The sequence below is a fragment of the Streptomyces yatensis genome (assembly GCF_018069625.1).
GTDB classification, from domain to species: domain Bacteria; phylum Actinomycetota; class Actinomycetes; order Streptomycetales; family Streptomycetaceae; genus Streptomyces; species Streptomyces yatensis.
Genome location: NZ_CP072941.1, coordinates 1,307,380 through 1,324,054, shown reverse-complemented (window position 1 = coordinate 1,324,054; position 16,675 = coordinate 1,307,380). Strand labels below are relative to the sequence as shown.

Genomic DNA, 16,675 nt, shown 5'->3' with positions numbered 1-16,675 from the left:
GGCGATATGGCCCACATGCGAGATCGGCAGGCCGTTGTGATCGGCGGCACCGGATTCATCGGGCGACATATCTGCAGGGCTCTCACCAAACGCGGATATGAAGTCCTGGCAATAGCGAGAAAACCCGCTGAACCCATTCCCGGAGTCGTATTCCTGCCCCTTGACGCGGTATCCGCGCCGAGCGACGACATCGCCCGGGCCGCGAAGTCCGCCGATCTCGTCGTCAACGCCGCGGGCGACAGCTGGGAGGGCGACGAGGAGAGCATGACGGCCTCGCACATCCCGCTCGTCGACCGGCTGGTGGACGCCGTGGCGGCCCTCCCCAGGCGGCCGCGGCTGGTCCATCTGGGCTCGGTGCACGAGTACGGCCCCGTCCCCGACGGCACGGCCATCGCCGAGGACCACCCCACCGCCCCCCACACCCCCTACGCCCGCACCAAACTCATCGGCAGCCGGATCGTCCTGGGCGCGGCGGACGCGGGCCGCATCGACGGCTGCGTCCTGCGCGTCACCAACGTCTGTGGACCGGGCACCCCCCGGGGCAGCTTCCTCGGCGGACTCGCCCACCGGCTGCGACAGACCACGAAGGACGCTCCGCTCTCCCTCACCCTCGTCGACGACCAGCGCGACTTCATCGACGTCCGCGACGTCGCCGAGGCCGTGGTGCTGGCCGCGAGCAGCCCGGTGACCGGCCGGGCGATCAACATCGGGCAGGGCGACGCCTCCAGCATGCGCGAACTGGCCTGGCTGCTGATCTCCGCCTCCCAGGTCCCCGCGGAGCTGGTACGCGAGGAGAGCGGCGCCGTGCACAGCAAGGGCGGAAGCTGGACCCAGGCCGACATCCGCCTGGCCCGGCGGCTCATGGGCTGGTCCCCGAAGGTGGCTCTGAAGGAATCCCTCCACGACCTGTGGGCCGCCTCCGCCACCTCGAGCCGACCGGCTGCCGCGGCGGCCCGTACCGAAGGACACTGATGGAGTACACCTATCTCGGACGTACCGGCCTCAAGGTGAGCCGGGTGTGCCTGGGCACCTTGAACCTCGGGGTCAGGGCGAGCGACGAGGAGAGCCACGCGATCCTGGACACCGCCCTGGACCGCGGGGTCAACTTCGTCGACACCGCCAACCAGTACGGCTGGCAGAAGCACAAGGGCTACACCGAGGAGTTCCTCGGCGGCTGGTTCGCGGAGGGAGGCGGCCGGCGCGAGAAGGTCGTACTGGGCACCAAGGTGTTCAACCCGATGAGCGACTGGCCCAATGACTCGGGGCTCTCCGCCCGGCACATCATCGCCTCCTGCGAGGACTCGCTGCGCCGGATGGGCACCGACTGGATCGACCTGTTCCAGATGCACCACATCGACCGCCACGCCCCCTGGGAGGAGGTGTGGCAGGCGATGGAGACGCTGACCCGGCAGGGCAAGGTGCGCTACGTCGGCTCGTCCAACTTCGCCGGCTGGCATATCGCCGAGGCCCAGGAGGCCGCCGCCCGCCGCCACTTCCTCGGCATCGTCTCCGAGCAGAGCGTCTACAACCTCGTCACCCGCCATATCGAACTGGAGCTGATCCCCGCCGCCCAGCGGTACGGCGTCGGGGTGCTCGCCTGGTCCCCGCTGCACGGCGGACTGCTCAGCGGGGCGCTGCGCAAGCTGGCCGAGGGCACCGCGATGAAGACCGCCCAGGGCCGCGCGGCCCAGGCGCTGGAGGTCCACCGGGACGCCGTCGCCGCGTACGAGAAGCTGTGCGACGGCCTCGGCGCCGACCCGGCCGAGGTGGGGCTGGCCTGGGTGATGGGCCGCCCCGGCATCACCGCGCCGGTCATCGGGCCGCGCAGCCTGGACCAGCTGGACGGGGCCTTCAAGGCCATGGAGCTGACGCTGCCGGACGAGGTGCTCGCCGAACTGGACCGGCTGTTCCCGCCGATCGGCAACGGCGGCCCCGGACCGGAGGCGTGGGCGTGGTGAGCACGCTCCAGGAGCGGCTGGTCCGCTCGGCCGCCACCGTCGACAGTTCGGTGACCCTGCTCGCCGACTTCCAGCGCTGGTTCCGGGAGCGCGTCGACGCCGACGAGTCCCGGGTCGAGATCATTCCGTTCGAGGCGATGCGTGGCTGGGAGTTCGCGCCGGACACCCACAACCTCGTCCATGAGACCGGCCGGTTCTTCTCCGTCGAGGGCCTTCGGGTGCGGATGCCGGGGGCGCCGGTGGAGGAGTGGCGCCAGCCGATCCTCCACCAGCCGGAGATCGGCATCCTCGGCATCCTGGTCAAGGACTTCGACGGCGTACCGCACTTCCTGATGCAGGCCAAGATGGAGCCGGGCAACCACGGCGGGCTGCAGCTGTCGCCCACCGTCCAGGCCACCCGCAGCAACTACACCCGTGTGCACAAGGGCCGGGCCGTGCCGTATGTGGAGTACTTCCAGCAGCCCGAACGGCACCGGGTGCTCGCCGACGTCCGCCAGTCGGAGCAGGGCAGCTGGTTCTTCCACAAGCGCAACCGCAACATGCTGGTCGAGGTCGCACCGGAGACGGACGTCGAGGTGCGCGACGGCTTCCGCTGGCTGACTCTGGGCCAGTTGCACCATCTGCTGGCCGTGGAGGACCTGGTGAACATGGACGCGCGCAGCGTCCTGGCCTGTCTGCCGCACTCCCCGCTGGACTCCGAGGAGACCTTCCCCGCCCTGGGGGCCCACAGCCGCCACCGCGACGCCGACATCCTCAGCTGGATCACCGGGCTGCGCACCGAGCGCGAGGTGTTCACCGAGCGGATACCGCTGCGGGAGACGACCGGCTGGCACCGCGGCGCCCATCGGATCTCCCATGAGAGCGGGCGTTTCTTCAGCGTGATGGCCGTGGACGTCACCGCGGGCGGCCGTGAGGTGGGCGGCTGGACCCAGCCCATGATCGAGCCCCATGGCCCCGGCGTGGCGGCCTTCTTGCTGGCCTACGCCGACAAGGTGCCCCATGTGCTGGTGCAGGCCCGCGCCGAACCCGGCTACACGGATGTGGTGGAGCTGGCCCCCACCGTGCAGTGCACACCGCGCAACTACACCCATCTGCCCGAGGGGGCCACGCCGCCGTTCCTCCGGGAGGTGGTGGAGGCGCCGGCCGACCGGGTGCGGTTCGACACCGTGCTCTCCGAGGAAGGCGGCCGTTTCTTCCACGCCTTCAACCGCTATCTCGTCGTGGAGACCGAGATGAGCGCCGTCCCCGAGGAGCCGTCGCACTACCGCTGGATGGCGGTGCGTCAGCTGCTCGACCTCATACGTCACAGCCATTACGTCAATGTCGAGGCCCGCACGCTCATCGCCTGTCTGCACTCCCTGGCGGTATAGGGGGGCGCCTAGGGGGGCCGGACCTGGGCGGACGTAGGGGTTATTCGGATCGTGGCCGCTGCCATAGCCTCCGGGACACAGGGTGCCCCGGGGCGGTACATCGGAGGACATGTCATGCAGGACATCATCAGCGCCGTGCTGGCAGAGGATGCGGTGGCCGCGGATTTCGCCGCCTTGAGCGTGCCCGAGTCCTATCGGGGCGCGGTGATCCTCAAAGAGGAATCCGAGATGTTCGAGGGCATGGCCACCAAGGACAAGGACCCTCAGAAGTCGCTCCACATCCGTGAGGTGCCCACGCCCGAACCGGGCCCGGGCGAGGCGGTGATCGCGGTCATGGCCGGCGCGATCAACTACAACACCGTGTGGAGCGCCATCTTCGAACCGCTGCCGACCTTCGGCTTCCTGGAGCGCTACGCACGGACCGACGACCCCGGAGCGGCCCGCCACGACCAGCCCTACCACGTCCTCGGCTCCGACCTGGCCGGTGTGGTGCTGCGCACCGGGCCGGGGGTGCGCCACTGGAAGCCCGGCGACCGGGTGGTGGCCCACTGCCTGTCCATCGAACTGCGCTCACCGGACGGCCACGACGACAGCATGCTCGACCCCGAGCAGCGCATCTGGGGCTTCGAGACCAACTTCGGCGGGCTCGCCGAGCTCTCCCTGGTCAAGGCCAACCAGCTGATGCCGATGCCCGCCCACCTCACCTGGGAGGAGGCCGCCTCCTCGGGCCTGGTCAACTCCACGGCGTACCGGCAGCTCGTCTCCCGCAACGGCGCCCAGATGAAACAGGGCGATGTGACCCTCATCTGGGGCGCGGCCGGTGGCCTCGGCTCGTACGCCACCCAGCTGGCCGTCAACGGCGGGTCCATCCCGGTGTGCGTGGTCTCCGGGCAGCGCAAGGCCGAACTCGTCCGCTCCATGGGGGCCGAGCTGGTCATCGACCGGGCCGAGGAGGGCTATCGGTTCTGGAAGGACGCGTCCACGCCCGACCCCAAGGAGTGGAAGCGCTTCGGGGCCCGGATCCGCGAACTGACCGGCGGCGACGATCCGGACATCGTCCTGGAGCACCCCGGCCGCGAGACCTTCGGCGCCAGTGTGTTTGTGGCGCGGCGCGGCGGAACCATCGTCACCTGCGCCTCGACGTCCGGCTACCGCCACGAGTACGACAACCGCTATCTGTGGATGGCGCTCAAGCGCATCATCGGCACCCACTTCGCCAACTACCGGGAGGCCTGGGCGGCCAACCGGCTGATCGAGAAGGGGATGGTCCACCCCACGCTCTCCAAGGTCTATCCGCTCACGGCGGTCGGCACGGCCACCCAGGACGTCCACCGCAACCGCCACTCCGGGAAGGTCGGCGTCCTGTGCCTGGCCCCGGAAGAGGGGCTGGGAGTGCGCGATCCGGAGCTGCGCGAGCGCCATCTGCCGTCCATCAACCGCTTCCGCGGCCAGGACTGAACCCGAACCGGTCCACGGCCGCGGTCAGGGCAGGGACGGCGCCACCGGCCGCCAGGGCGCGAACGGATTCGCCCCGCGGGGCAGCACTCCGGCCAGCTCCGGGCAGTGCCGCAGGATCACCGAGGTCATGCTGGACTTCTCCACCCAGTCCAGCCCCAGCGGGGTGTACACCTCCGGCCGGAAGTCGGCGGTCAGGAGGCGGTCGTCCTGAATCCGCCGGGTGGCCATGTGCAGCAGGACATGGAAGGCCGTCTCGCTGAACGCCGGCCCCCCGGGCGGGTTCTCCGCGAACAGCCCCACCATGGTGTCGATCTCGTTGACCGAGGCGTAGACCTCCTCGAGCCGCGCCACCGTGTCCTGATCGGGGGACAGCTCCTCGAAGGACCGGATCCGCGCTCTGCCCAGCCGGGCCCGGAAGTCGTTGTACCGCGGTACGCCCCGCCGCCGGGCCCGCATCAGCTCCGCCACCGGCAGATCGAGGAGCTCGCCGTCCCGTTCGAAGCGCCGCAGTGCGCGCGGGTAGTTGCCCAGGGTGATCGCGCCCGGGTGGGCGATGCCGAAGGAGTAGAGGGCGTCGGCGAGCCCCGTCTTGCGCATCACCGCCTCGGCCGCCGCGCCCCGCACCTCGTCGAAGCCGAGCGACCGCGACCGCCGCCCGAAGCGGTGGTCGCACAGCTCGATGTCGTCCGGGACCAGCGCATGGGTCCGGTAGACCGTCATGAACTCCTCGGCGAGGGCGAACGGCACCCGGGGGTGGTCCGGCACGCCGCGGGAGCCGCCCGCCGACGCGCTCGCCTCGAACAGCCACAGGCCGAGCCGGGACAGCCAATGGGCGGGCGGGCCCTGCCAGTTGGTCTTCGACCCGAGGTCGATCACCTCGGTGGCGAAGATCGCCGGAATCCACTCCACCGTATGGATCTTGGCGATGAGCGCGGAGACCACCAGCCGGGCCGTATGGTGCACCGCCTCCCCGCCCATCGCCGGATGGGTGCGGCGCAGCGCCTCGCACACCGCCTCGTGCTCACGGGCGAAGAGCGTGTGCACTGTGCTGAGCCCCAGCCACCAGGCGCCGGGAGAGCCGATCGGCGGCACCCCGCCCGGGCCCAGCGACAGATGGCCCTCCTCCAGGCGCGGCCCGGCGCCGCCGTACACCTGCGAGCCGTCCCACCGGTGGGAGGCGGCGTCGACCCAGTCCGGGGACTGGAAGTGGGTCCAGGCGGCCGCCAGGACATTGAGCGAGGTGGCGGGCCGGAAGCGCTCCCGGCGCAGCAGCCGTTCGCTGACCGTGGCGGGGTGGGGCACATGGATCAGCTCGGGCCGGTGGACCGCTGACGGGCGACGGCCGACGGCGGCCCCGGCCACGTCCGGCCGCGCCCCCTCCGTCCGCGCCCCCTCCCTGCGCGCCACGGCCGGGGCGGTGGCCGGATCGGGATGCGGCGGCGTCTCGGGCGGGGCCGCGTCGAGGAGGCCGAGCCGGCGCAGCGTCCGGCCCAGCGCGTCCGGGTTGAGCACCCCCAGCGGGTCCGGCAGCCGATGCCAGGGCACACAGCGGTTGACCAGGCCGAAGGCCGCGCGCACCGGTAGGTCGAAGGCGGCGCGCACCGGAACGGGCAGCAGCGCGGTGGGGCTCGGCTCGGCGGTCGGGCTCGGCTCGGCGGTCGGGCCCGGTTCGGCGGTGGGGCCCGGCTCGGTGGCGGGGAGGCGCAGGCCGAGGCGGTGCGCCGCGGCGACCTCGTACGCGGCCTTGCGCGCCCGGTTGAGATTGCCCAGCGGACGGAACTCCTCCGTGGTGTGCCAGGGGTTGAACGTCAGCAGCTCGACCCGGCGGGCCGCCGCCCGGGCCCGGGTGCTGTCCAGGTCCTGGCACGGCACCGTGAGCACCGCGACCGGGACGACCGGTGCGTCGCTCTCCCGCCACTCCACCGAGCCGTCCTCGACCGGAGTGCGGCGGTCGTCCAGATAGCGCTGCACACACAGCTCGAAGGCGACGTCGCCGGTGGACAGCCGCATCGCCAGCTCACGGTCGAGATAGTCGGGGTCGCCGCGGTCGGGCGGGGGAGCGGCGGTGCCGCCGGGCGCCGGACGCAGCTGATACCGCACCGGACCGGCCGGGCCCCACAGGATCGCGCCCCGGCTCCAGAAGGTCTCGCGGGCCAGCGAGCCCACCGTATGGCGGGTGGCGATCCGCACATTGCGGCGCATCCGGTCGGCGGTGGCCCAGCCCACCGCCAGCGGCAGCCGGACGAACAGCCCGAACGCCTTCTCCACGGTGCTCCCCGCGCCCGCCGTGGCCTTGGCGAAGGCGACGAACTCGTGCACATCGGCGGCATGCGACACCGGGAAGCTGGTGGCCAGCAGATCGTGGGTCTCCTCCGGACCGGCCTGGACCCGCACCGCCATCCGGCGCAGATCGGGTGTGGTGTCGTGCCGCTCGGTGCCGCTCGCGCTGGACAGCCGCACCACGGCCGGGTACTCGGCGCCCGGCCGGGCGTATCCCACGCACAGCTCCGGCGGCAGGTCGTCACGGAACCGCAGCCGGGCGTTCTCCACACCCAGCGTCGCCCTGGCCCGGAAGGGGCGCAGCAGCTGCGGGGCGCCCGGGCTGTCCGCGCCGCCGGGGCGGGTCCGCTGCGTCCGCATCAGCTCGCGCGTCAGCTTCTCGAAGCGCCGCCGCTCGGCCTCGGGGCTGCCGCCCTCGTACGCCTCATAGCCCTCGTACCTCGCGCCTCGTGTCCCGCCCGTCCCCTCGTGCCGTGCCACCTCGTGCCGCGCCACCTCACCGACGCGTGTCACCTCACCGCCGCGTACTGCCTCGCTTCGTACGGACTGCTGTCCGGTGTCGACCATGGGGAACGCTCCGTACGGGGCAGGCTGGGACGAGAAGGGACAAAAGAGACGGTAAGGGAGGGCTCGCGAGGCCGCAGCCCGGAGCGGTGCGTCGGTGGTAACCCGCCCCTCCGGGGCGCCCCGGGTGATTCGCCTCCGCCCTGCGGCACACTGGTGGCATGCCGGAGCTGCCCGAGGTGGAGGCCCTCACCGCGATCCTGGCCGAGCGCGCCGCCGGCCGGGAGATCGCCCGCGTCCTCCCCGTCGCGGTGAGCGTTCTGAAGACCTACGACCCACCGCTGAGCGCGCTCGAAGGCCACACCGTCACGGCGGTGGCCCGCCACGGCAAGTTCCTCGACCTGGCCACCGACGGCCCCCATCTGGTCGTCCACCTCGCCAAGGCGGGCTGGCTGCGCTGGCGGGACGGCCTTCCCGAGGCCCCGCCGCGCCCCGGCAAGGGCCCGCTCGCGCTGCGGCTGCTGCTGGCCGGTCCGGAGCGCTCCGGCTTTGACCTCACCGAGGCCGGGACGCGCAAGGGGCTCGCGGTGTACGTGGTCCGCGACCCCCAGGAGGTCCCCGGCATCGCCCGGCTGGGCCCGGACCCGCTCGACGACTCCTTCACCCTGGAGGCGTTCGCCGGGCTGCTGCGCGGCGTACGCCACCGGATCAAGGGGGTGCTGCGCGACCAGAGCGTCATCGCCGGCATCGGCAACGCCTACTCGGACGAGATCCTGCACGCCGCCCGGATGTCCCCCTACCGGCTCGCCTCGGACCTCACCGAAGAGGAGATCGCCGGGGTGTACGAGGCGATGGGCGCCACGCTGCGCTCCGCCGTCGAGCGCTCCCGCGGCCTGGCCGCCACCGACCTCAAGGGGGAGAAGCGCGGCGGCATGCGGGTGCACGGCCGCACCGGGCAGCCGTGCCCGGTGTGCGGGGACACCGTCCGCGAGGTGTCCTTCCGCGACTCCTCGCTGCAGTACTGCCCCACCTGCCAGACCGGCGGCAAGCCGCTCGCCGACCGGCGGCTGTCCCGACTGCTCAAGTAGCGGGGCCGCTCGCGAAGCGGAGCCCCTCACGTGGCGCGGCTGCTCACGTGGCGGGCCCCTCACGTGGCGGGTTGCCGGAGCTGTCCCAAATGCCGCTCGCCACCGCGTAGTTGAAGTGGCGCTCTTGACCCGGGGAGCTCCGGTCCGCCATATGGTGCTGTCGCAACCCCACGACACGACCACCCCACGCCATGTCACGGAGCACCATGACCACAGCCCTGATCATCGGTGGCGGCATCGCCGGCACGGTGACCGCGATGGCCCTGCGGAAAGCCGGGATCGACGCGGTCGTCTACGAGACGTACCCCACGGACGCCACCGACGCGGGTGCGTTCCTCGTCGTCGCCGCCAACGGCCTGGAGGCATTGCGCACCATCGACGCCCATGAACCGGTGCTGGAGAACTCCTTCCCGGTCGGCCGCGTCGAGTTCATCAGCAACACCGGCAAACGGCTCGGCAACCGTCCCATGTCCGGATCGCAGGACGGTGGCCTCGGCTCGGTCACCCTCAAACGCGCCACCCTCGCCCGGGTGCTGCGCGAGGAGGCGATGCGCCGCGGAGTGCGCATCGAGCACGGCAAGCGGCTGCTGGCCGCCCACACCAGCCCCGACGGCCGGATCGTCTGCTCGTTCGCCGACGGCGGGCGCGCCGTGGGCGATGTGCTGATCGGCGCCGACGGTATCCACTCGCTCGTCCGCAGGGCCATCGACGCGGCCGCGCCCCGGCCCCGCTACACCGGACAGCACACCGTCTGCGGCTACACCCGCGACGCCGAGACGCCCCCGGACCCGGACGCCTACACGATGATCTTCGGCAGGCAGGCGTTCTTCGGCTGCACCACCGCCCCGGACGGCGAGGTGTGGTGGTTCTGCAACGCCCCGGTCGAGGAGATGTCCAAGGGCGAGCTCGCCGCCATCACCCCCGAGGAGTGGCGGGAGCGGCTGCTGAGGCTCTTCGCCGAGGACCACACCCCCGCCGCCGACCTGGTCCGCGCCACCGGCGACTCCATCGTGGCCACCGCCGCCTACGACCTCATCTCCACCCCCACCTGGTCCGAGGAGGCCATGGTCATCGTCGGCGACGCCGCGCACGCCTGCGCGCCCAACGCCGCCCAGGGCGCGTCGATGGCCATCGAGGACGGTGTCGTGCTCGCCAAATGCCTGCGCGATCTGCGCTCGCCCCAGTCGGCCTTCGCCGCGTACGAGGCACTGCGCCGGGAGCGGGTCGAGAAGGTCGCCACGGCCAGCGCGGGCATGGCCCGCCGCACCGCCCCGGGACCCGTGGCGCGAGCCCTGCGCGATGCCACCATGCCGCGCAAACTGGACCGGGCCGGCAACGGCGCCCCCGACTGGCTGACCGGCTACCGCATCGACTGGGACGAGCCGGTCGACGCGCAGACGGCCCGCCGGCGCCGCTGACCTACCGCGGCCCCCGGCCGCTGACCTACCGCCGCCGCGCCCCGCCCCCGCACCGCACCGGGACCCTCCGGAACGCGGTCCCGGGGGCGGGGCCGCCTGGGCCCGACGTTTGGCCCGGACTCTCACGGGCACTTGGTGCTCCCTGGCCCCGTATGCCCGGGAGATTCGTGTGAGCCCAGTACGCATAGTGATCGTCGGTGCCGGTTTCGCCGGTTACCAGGCTGCCCGTGGCCTCTCCCGCACCCTGAGGGGCGCGGTGGAGATCGTCCTGATCAACCCCAACGACTACTTCCTGTATCTGCCGCTGCTGCCCGAAGTGGCGGCCGGAGTCCTGGAGCCCCGACGGGTCTCGGTCTCCCTCACCGGCACCCTGCCGCATGTCCGGCTGGTGCTGGGCGAGGTCCACGGCGTCGACCTGGACGCCCGCCGGATCTCCTGGCAGGACCCGGACGGACGGTCCGGCGAGATGGCCTACGACCGCCTCATCCTCTCCGTGGGCAGCGTCAACAAGCTGCTGCCGATCCCCGGTGTGGCCGAGCACGCCCATGGCTTCCGCGGCATGCCGGAGGCGCTCTTCCTGCGCGACCACGTCACCCGGCAGATCGAGATGTCCGGCACCAGCGAGGATCCCCGGGAGCGGGCCGCCCGCCGCACCTTCGTGGTGGTCGGCGCCGGCTACACCGGCACCGAGGTGGCCGCCCACGGGGTGCTCTTCACCGACTCGCTCGCGCGGAAGAACACCACGCTGCGCGACGCGCCGCGGCCCCGCTGGCTGCTGATCGACATCGCCCCCCGGGTACTGCCGGAGCTGGACAAGAAGCTCTCCCGCACGGCCGACCGGGTGCTGCGCAAGCGGGGTGTGGAGATCCGCACCGGCACCACGGTCAAGGAGGCCACCTCGGAGGGCGTGCGGCTGGACGACGGCGAGTTCATCGACACCCGGTCGCTGATCTGGTGTGTCGGGGTGCGCCCCGACCCGCTGGTGGAGCAACTCGGGCTGCCGACCGAACGCGGCCGGCTGCGGGTCGACCAGTATCTGGCCGTGCCCGGCCACCCGGAGGTGCTGGCCTGCGGGGACGCCGCAGCGGTACCCGATCTGACCCGGCCGGGCCAGTTCACCCCGATGACCGCGCAGCACGCCCACCGGCAGGGAAAGGTCGCGGCCCACAACGTCCTGGCCTCCCTCGGGCGCGGTGCCCCCAAACCGTACAAACACCATGACCTCGGGTTCACCGTCGACCTCGGCGGGGCGCAGGCCGCCGCGAACCCGCTGCACATACCGCTGTCCGGGCCGATCGCGAGCGCGGTCACCCGCGGCTATCACCTGACGGCGATGCCGGGGAACCGGGTCCGGGTGGCCGCCGACTGGCTGCTCGACGCGGTGCTGCCACGTCAGGGGGTGCAGCTCGGGGTGATCCCGCCCTGGGCGGTGCCGCTGGACACCGAATCGCCCGAGGTCGCGCAGACGGTACGGGCGGGTCGCGGCTGACCGTCGGCGAAACCTGGAAGGAGAACAATGCGACACGAACAACTCAGCGAGCTGGGGCAGCAGCTCCGTGTGGACTCGGTGCGTGCCGCCGATGCCGCCGGGTCCGGCCATCCCACGTCGTCGATGTCGGCGGCGGACCTGATGGCCGTCCTGATGGGAAACCATCTGCGCTATGACTTCGAGCAGCCCGAGCGACCGGGCAATGACCACCTGATCTTCTCCAAGGGCCATGCCTCGCCGCTGCTCTACTCGGTCTACAAGGCGGCCGGGGCCCTCCGCGACGAGGAGTTCCTCACCTTCCGCAAGCGCGGCAGCAGGCTGGAGGGCCACCCCACCCCGCGGCTGCCGTGGGTGGACGTGGCCACCGGATCGCTCGGCCAGGGCCTGCCCTACGGCGTGGGCATGGCGCTGAGCGGCAAGCGGCTCGACCATGTGCCCTACCGCGTCTGGGTGCTGTGCGGCGACAGCGAGATGGCCGAGGGCTCGATGTGGGAGGCGTTCGAGCACGCGGGCTACGAGCGGCTGGACAACCTCATCGCCATCATCGATGTGAACCGGCTCGGCCAGCGCGGCCCCACCCGCCACGAATGGGACCTGGACGCCTACGCGCGGCGCATCCGCGCCTTCGACTGGCACACCATCGAGATCGACGGCCATGACATCGAGGCCATCGACCGCGCCTACGCCGAGGCGCTGTCCACCGTCGGCCGCCCCACCGCCATCATCGCCCGCACCATGAAGGGCCGCGGCGTCGCCTCGGTGGAGAACCGCGAGGGCATGCACGGCAAGCCGCTGAAGAACGCGGAGGAGGCCATCGCCGAACTCGGTGGCGTACGCAACCTGGCCGTGCCGGTGCTCGGCCCGCCCTCGGTCTCGCCCACCCGGCCCTTCGCCGAGGGCCCGCTGGTCCTGCCGCGCTACAACACCGGCGACTCGGTGCCCACCCGTGACGCGTTCGGCGAGGCGGTGGCCGCCGTCGGCACCGCCCGCGGCGCTGTGGTGGCGCTCGACGGCGAGGTGGGCGACTCCACCCGGCTGGAGTACTTCCACAAGGAACACCCCGAGCGGTACTTCGAGTTCTTCATCGCCGAGCAGCAGCTGGTGGCCGCCGCCGTCGGCATGCAGGCCCGCGGCTGGAACCCGTACGTCTCCACCTTCGCGGCCTTCTTCACCCGCGCCTACGACTTCATCCGGATGGCCGCCATCAGCGACGCGGACCTCAACCTCATCGGCTCCCACGCCGGGGTGGCCATCGGTGAGGACGGCCCCTCGCAGATGGGCGTGGAGGACCTGGCGGCCATGCGGGCGGTGCACGGCAGCACCGTGCTCTACCCGTGCGACGCCAACCAGACCGCCCAGCTGACCGCCGCCATGGCCGCGGAGTCCGGCATCCGCTATCTGCGCACCACCCGCGGCGGAACGCCGGTCATCTACCCGCCCACCGAGAGCTTCCCCATCGGCGGCTCCAAGGTCGTCCGCGCCACCGACGACGACCAGGTCACCCTCATCGGCGCGGGGGTCACCCTGCACGAGGCCATCGAGGCCGCCGACCGGCTCGCCCAGGAGGGCATCCCCGCCCGCGTCATCGACCTGTACTCGGTCAAGCCGGTGGACGCCGAGACGCTGCGCACCGCCGCCGAGGTGACGGGCCGGCTGATCACCGTGGAGGACCACCACCCCGAGGGCGGACTGGGCGACGCGGTGCTCGAGGCGTTCGGCGACGGCCGTCCGGTGCCCCGGACGATCCGGCTCGCGGTGCGCATCATGCCGGGCTCCTCGACCCCCGACGAGCAGCTGAGCGACGCGGGAATCGACGCGGACGCGATCGTCGCGGCCGCGCGGGAGCTGGTCGGCCGGGCCGGCTGAGGAGGCGGACGCCGAGGACACGACGCGGCCGGAAGGAGCGGACACATGGGCATCAAGCAGGGCATGCGCGTGGTGGTGGTCGGAGCCACCGGCAACGCCGGTACGAGCGTCGTCCGCGCGCTGGGCGAGGCCCCGGACATCGAATCGATCGTGGGCGTCGCCCGCAGGGTGCCCGACTGGTCGCCGCCGAAGACCACCTGGGTACGGGCGGACATCGGGCGGGACACCGGTGCGGAGGCCGATCTCGTACGCCACTTCGAGGGCGCCGACGCGGTCATCCACCTCGCCTGGCTGATCCAGCCCAGCCACCGGCCCGCCGTCACCTGGGACACCAATGTCCTCGGCAGTATCCGGGTCTTCGAGGCGGTGGCGCGGGCCGAGGTGCCGGTGCTGGTGTACGCCTCCTCGGTGGGCGCCTACTCGCCCGGCCCCGAGGACGGCCGCCCGGTGGACGAGTCCTGGCCCACCCACGGCTGGCCGGAGGCCGCGTACTGCCGTGAGAAGGCGTATGTGGAGCGGGTGCTCGACGCCTTCGAACGGGAGCATCCGCAGATCCGGGTGGTGCGGATGCGGCCGGGCTTCCTCTTCAAGGAGGAGGCGGCGGCCGAGCAGCGCCGGCTGTTCATGGGGCCGTTCCTGCCCCGGCGGCTGATCCGCGCCGGCTTCCTGCCCGCGGTCTTCGACCTGCCCGGGCTGCGCCTCCAGGTGCTGCACAGCGACGACGCCGCCGAGGCGTACCGCCTGGCGCTCGGCCGCCAGGTGCGCGGCGCCTTCAACCTCGCGGCCGAACCGCCGGTCGACGGCGCGACGCTGGCCGGACTCCTGGACGCACGGACGGTGCGGATCCCGCGCGTCGCCGCCCGCTCGGCCATGGCCACGGCCTGGCATCTGCATCTGCTGCCTCCCTCGCCCCAGCTGTTCGACGCGGCCCTGCGGCTCCCGCTGATGGACACCACCCGTGCCCAGGAGGAACTGGGCTGGCGGCCCCGGCACACCGCCGTCGAGACGCTCCGGGAGTTCCTCACCGGTCTGCGGCGCGGCACCGGGATGGATCAGACCGCCCCGCTGGCCGCCAAGCTGCCCAGCGGGCGGCCGCGCGAGGCCGCGACGACCGGAGTGGGGGAGCGCCCCTGACCCGCTCCTGACCCCGCCGAACCCCTGACCCCGAAAGGACCCCGGCCGGGCGGGAAACGGCCCCCGGCCGTGTGAGACGCGGCACATGAGACGGGCTCAGCGGCAGCACCGCCGCGGGGCCCGTTCCGCTGTGACCCCTTGCCCCTCGTAACCCGTGACGCGACTCCCGTACGCTTCTGCCCAGTTGGTCGGGATGTCGACGAGGGTGGGGACACATGGGCAGGGTGGGGAATCCGGCGCGCGGTCATGCCCGGCGCACGGGAACGGTGGCGGTCGCCGCGGCGGCCGCCGCACTGTGTCTGACGGCACCGGCGGAGGCCCGGCCCGCCGCCGCGGACGATCCGTCCTATTCCGCCACCACCTCGGTGGGGGTGCACAACGCGTACGAAAAGGCCAAGTATCCGTACTTCGCCGACGCCCTCGACTCCGGCGCCTCGCTCCTGGAACTCGACGTGTGGACCAATGCGTTCGGCGCCGGCTGGCGGGTCTCGCACAGCAATCCGCTCGGCAACGACAACAACTGCGAGAACGCCGCCGGCCCGGACCAGCTGCGCACCAAGCCCCGCAACCAGAGCCTGACCGGCTGCCTCGCCGACATGCGGGCCTGGCACGAGGCCCATCCCGGCCACCGTCCCGTCTTCATCAAGGTGGAGATGAAGGACGGCTTCTACGGCAAGAGCGGACGCGGCCCGGGCGACCTCGACACCCTCCTCGGCACCACCCTGGGCGACGCGCTGCTGCGCCCGGCGGATGTGGTGGGCGGCCATGCCAACCTCGACGAGGCGGTGCGCGCGGACGGCTGGCCGTCCCGCTCGGCGCTCGCGGGCAAGTTCATCGTCGAGCTGATCCCGGGCACGGTCGAGGAGAACAACCCGCTGGACTCGCTGTGGACCGACCGTGAGTACGCCACCCATCTGCGGGACCTGTCCGCGGCCGGGAAGCTCGGTCAGGCCGCCGCCTTCCCCGCCGTCCACGGCGCCGCCGCGGGCGACCCGCGCACCCGCTACACCGACGCCACCCTCCGGCCGTGGTTCGTGGTCTTCGACGGCGACGCGTCCACGTATGTCACCACCGGTGTGGACACCGCCTGGTACGACGACCGCCACTACCTGCTGATCATGACGGACGCGCACAACGTGGCGCCCGCGATCGACGGCATCAGCCCCACCGAGGACCAGGCGCGCACCCGGGTCTCCGAACTCGCCGCCCGGCACGCCAGCTTCGCGACCGCCGACTGGTATCCGCTGCCGTCCGTGCTCTCCACCGTCGTGCCCCGTGGCTGAGCACACCACCGCCGGGGCCGTGCCCGCCGTGCGGGCACGGCCGGGGTCAGTCGGGGTCCTCGAGCCGAAATCCGACCTTCAGCCCCACCTGGTAGTGGGCGATCCGGCCGTCCTCGATATGCCCGCGGACCTGGCCGACCTCGAACCAATCCAGGTTGCGCAGCGTCTTGGAGGCACGGCCGATGGCGGTGCGGATCGCGTCGTCGACGCTCTCGGTGGACGAGCCGACGATCTCGGTCACCCGGTAGGTGTGGGCCATGGCAGTCTCCCCGGTCCATGGGGTGGTCCGTTCGTTTCTCCCACGGTGCCTCACCGCGCCGGGCTCCGCGAGCCGGCAGGGGCCCTACGGCACCACCGTGACCGGCCAGCGGCCCGCCTTGACCAGCCGTACGGCCACCGAGCCGATGAAGCGGTGCCCGGCCTGCTCGGACGCGCCCACCACCACGGCGTCGGCCTTCAGCTCATCGGCCGCCTGGGCCAGGCCGTTGTACGGATCGCCCCGGAAGGTATGGAACTCCCAGCGCACGTCGAAGACCCCGCGCAGCCGCTCGGTGGCCTCGCGCATCTCCGTCATCAGCTCCTCGGCCACCTCGCCGGTCGTGTCGGCCACCGAGGCACCCAGCGCCGCCCCGGCGGCCAGCACCGGCTGGATGTAGACCACGACGAGCAGTGCCTTTTGGCGTCTGGCCAGTCCGGCGGCGTAGGCCGTGGCACGCCAGGAAGATTCGGAACCGTCCAGTCCGGCCACGATGACCTTGGGTCCGTCGGTTCCCCGTTCAAAAGACGGAGGGAGTTTGTCCACCACATCTGCGAGGCTAGCGCCAGGG

At 72.2% G+C, this 16,675-nt stretch carries 13 protein-coding genes; 10 read left to right on the top strand and 3 right to left on the bottom strand.

Annotated elements, in window-relative coordinates; translation table 11 throughout:
* Nucleotides 1-6 precede the first annotated feature (6 nt).
* From J8403_RS04830 to ccrA, 4 genes are all read left to right on the top strand, one after another.
* Nucleotides 7-972, top strand: coding sequence for an NAD-dependent epimerase/dehydratase family protein (locus tag J8403_RS04830; protein WP_246585691.1), 966 nt, complete (start codon nucleotides 7-9; stop codon nucleotides 970-972).
* A complete protein-coding gene (locus J8403_RS04825; RefSeq protein WP_211122028.1) occupies nucleotides 972-1,958 on the top strand; it encodes an aldo/keto reductase in 987 nt (328 codons plus the stop codon). Before J8403_RS04830 ends, J8403_RS04825 begins: the two co-directional genes overlap by 1 nt.
* On the top strand, nucleotides 1,952-3,328 hold the full coding sequence (locus J8403_RS04820) for an NDP-hexose 2,3-dehydratase family protein (RefSeq protein ID WP_211122027.1): 1,377 nt from the start codon (nucleotides 1,952-1,954) through the stop codon (nucleotides 3,326-3,328). The genes J8403_RS04825 and J8403_RS04820 overlap by 7 nt, the downstream gene beginning before the upstream one ends.
* A gap of 114 nt (nucleotides 3,329-3,442) precedes the next feature.
* Complete coding sequence (ccrA, locus tag J8403_RS04815; protein WP_211122026.1) at nucleotides 3,443-4,786, top strand: crotonyl-CoA carboxylase/reductase; 1,344 nt, start codon at nucleotides 3,443-3,445, stop codon at nucleotides 4,784-4,786.
* 24 nt (nucleotides 4,787-4,810) lie between these two features.
* Here the strand turns inward: ccrA and J8403_RS04810 are convergent, their stop codons facing one another.
* Nucleotides 4,811-7,633 carry a peroxidase family protein gene (locus J8403_RS04810; protein WP_246585690.1) on the bottom strand — a complete coding sequence of 941 codons (2,823 nt, stop codon included), beginning with the start codon at nucleotides 7,631-7,633 and terminating at the stop codon, nucleotides 4,811-4,813.
* Nucleotides 7,634-7,791: 158 nt separating this feature from the next.
* Here J8403_RS04810 and J8403_RS04805 point away from each other — a divergent pair, with 158 nt between their 5' ends.
* The 6 genes from J8403_RS04805 (at nucleotide 7,792) to J8403_RS04780 (ending at nucleotide 15,848) form a co-directional block, all read left to right on the top strand.
* Entirely contained in the window at nucleotides 7,792-8,658 is an 867-nt protein-coding gene (locus J8403_RS04805; RefSeq protein ID WP_211122025.1) for an Fpg/Nei family DNA glycosylase, read from the top strand.
* A 206-nt stretch (nucleotides 8,659-8,864) separates the two neighbouring features.
* Entirely contained in the window at nucleotides 8,865-10,076 is a 1,212-nt protein-coding gene (locus J8403_RS04800; RefSeq protein WP_211122024.1) for an FAD-dependent monooxygenase, read from the top strand.
* 169 nt (nucleotides 10,077-10,245) lie between these two features.
* A complete protein-coding gene (locus J8403_RS04795) occupies nucleotides 10,246-11,565 on the top strand; it encodes an NAD(P)/FAD-dependent oxidoreductase (RefSeq protein ID WP_211122023.1) in 1,320 nt (439 codons plus the stop codon).
* A 27-nt stretch (nucleotides 11,566-11,592) separates the two neighbouring features.
* Entirely contained in the window at nucleotides 11,593-13,431 is a 1,839-nt protein-coding gene (locus tag J8403_RS04790; protein WP_211122022.1) for a transketolase, read from the top strand.
* 45 nt (nucleotides 13,432-13,476) lie between these two features.
* Nucleotides 13,477-14,565, top strand: coding sequence for an NAD-dependent epimerase/dehydratase family protein (locus tag J8403_RS04785; RefSeq protein WP_211122021.1), 1,089 nt, complete (start codon nucleotides 13,477-13,479; stop codon nucleotides 14,563-14,565).
* Nucleotides 14,566-14,780: 215 nt separating this feature from the next.
* On the top strand, nucleotides 14,781-15,848 hold the full coding sequence (locus J8403_RS04780) for a phosphatidylinositol-specific phospholipase C domain-containing protein (protein WP_211122020.1): 1,068 nt from the start codon (nucleotides 14,781-14,783) through the stop codon (nucleotides 15,846-15,848).
* Nucleotides 15,849-15,894: 46 nt separating this feature from the next.
* Here J8403_RS04780 and J8403_RS04775 read toward each other — a convergent pair whose 3' ends face one another.
* The gene (locus J8403_RS04775; RefSeq protein ID WP_093467158.1) at nucleotides 15,895-16,107 is read right to left on the bottom strand and encodes a dodecin; all 213 of its coding nucleotides are present in this window, start codon (nucleotides 16,105-16,107) and stop codon (nucleotides 15,895-15,897) included.
* A gap of 84 nt (nucleotides 16,108-16,191) precedes the next feature.
* Nucleotides 16,192-16,653 carry a universal stress protein gene (locus J8403_RS04770; RefSeq protein ID WP_078639047.1) on the bottom strand — a complete coding sequence of 154 codons (462 nt, stop codon included), beginning with the start codon at nucleotides 16,651-16,653 and terminating at the stop codon, nucleotides 16,192-16,194.
* Between the last annotated feature and the right edge of the window lie 22 nt (nucleotides 16,654-16,675).

Excerpts from the sequence above, each read along its gene's own strand:
- J8403_RS04830 (WP_246585691.1), top strand. The coding sequence starts at position 7 with ATGGCCCACATGCGAGATCGGCAGGCCGTTGTGATCGGCGGCACCGGA.
- J8403_RS04825 (WP_211122028.1), top strand. The coding sequence starts at position 972 with ATGGAGTACACCTATCTCGGACGTACCGGCCTCAAGGTGAGCCGGGTG.
- ccrA (WP_211122026.1), top strand. The coding sequence starts at position 3,443 with ATGCAGGACATCATCAGCGCCGTGCTGGCAGAGGATGCGGTGGCCGCG.
- J8403_RS04810 (WP_246585690.1), bottom strand. The coding sequence starts at position 7,633 with ATGGTCGACACCGGACAGCAGTCCGTACGAAGCGAGGCAGTACGCGGC.
- J8403_RS04805 (WP_211122025.1), top strand. The coding sequence starts at position 7,792 with ATGCCGGAGCTGCCCGAGGTGGAGGCCCTCACCGCGATCCTGGCCGAG.
- J8403_RS04800 (WP_211122024.1), top strand. The coding sequence starts at position 8,865 with ATGACCACAGCCCTGATCATCGGTGGCGGCATCGCCGGCACGGTGACC.
- J8403_RS04790 (WP_211122022.1), top strand. The coding sequence starts at position 11,593 with ATGCGACACGAACAACTCAGCGAGCTGGGGCAGCAGCTCCGTGTGGAC.
- J8403_RS04785 (WP_211122021.1), top strand. The coding sequence starts at position 13,477 with ATGGGCATCAAGCAGGGCATGCGCGTGGTGGTGGTCGGAGCCACCGGC.
- J8403_RS04780 (WP_211122020.1), top strand. The coding sequence starts at position 14,781 with ATGGGCAGGGTGGGGAATCCGGCGCGCGGTCATGCCCGGCGCACGGGA.
- J8403_RS04775 (WP_093467158.1), bottom strand. The coding sequence starts at position 16,107 with ATGGCCCACACCTACCGGGTGACCGAGATCGTCGGCTCGTCCACCGAG.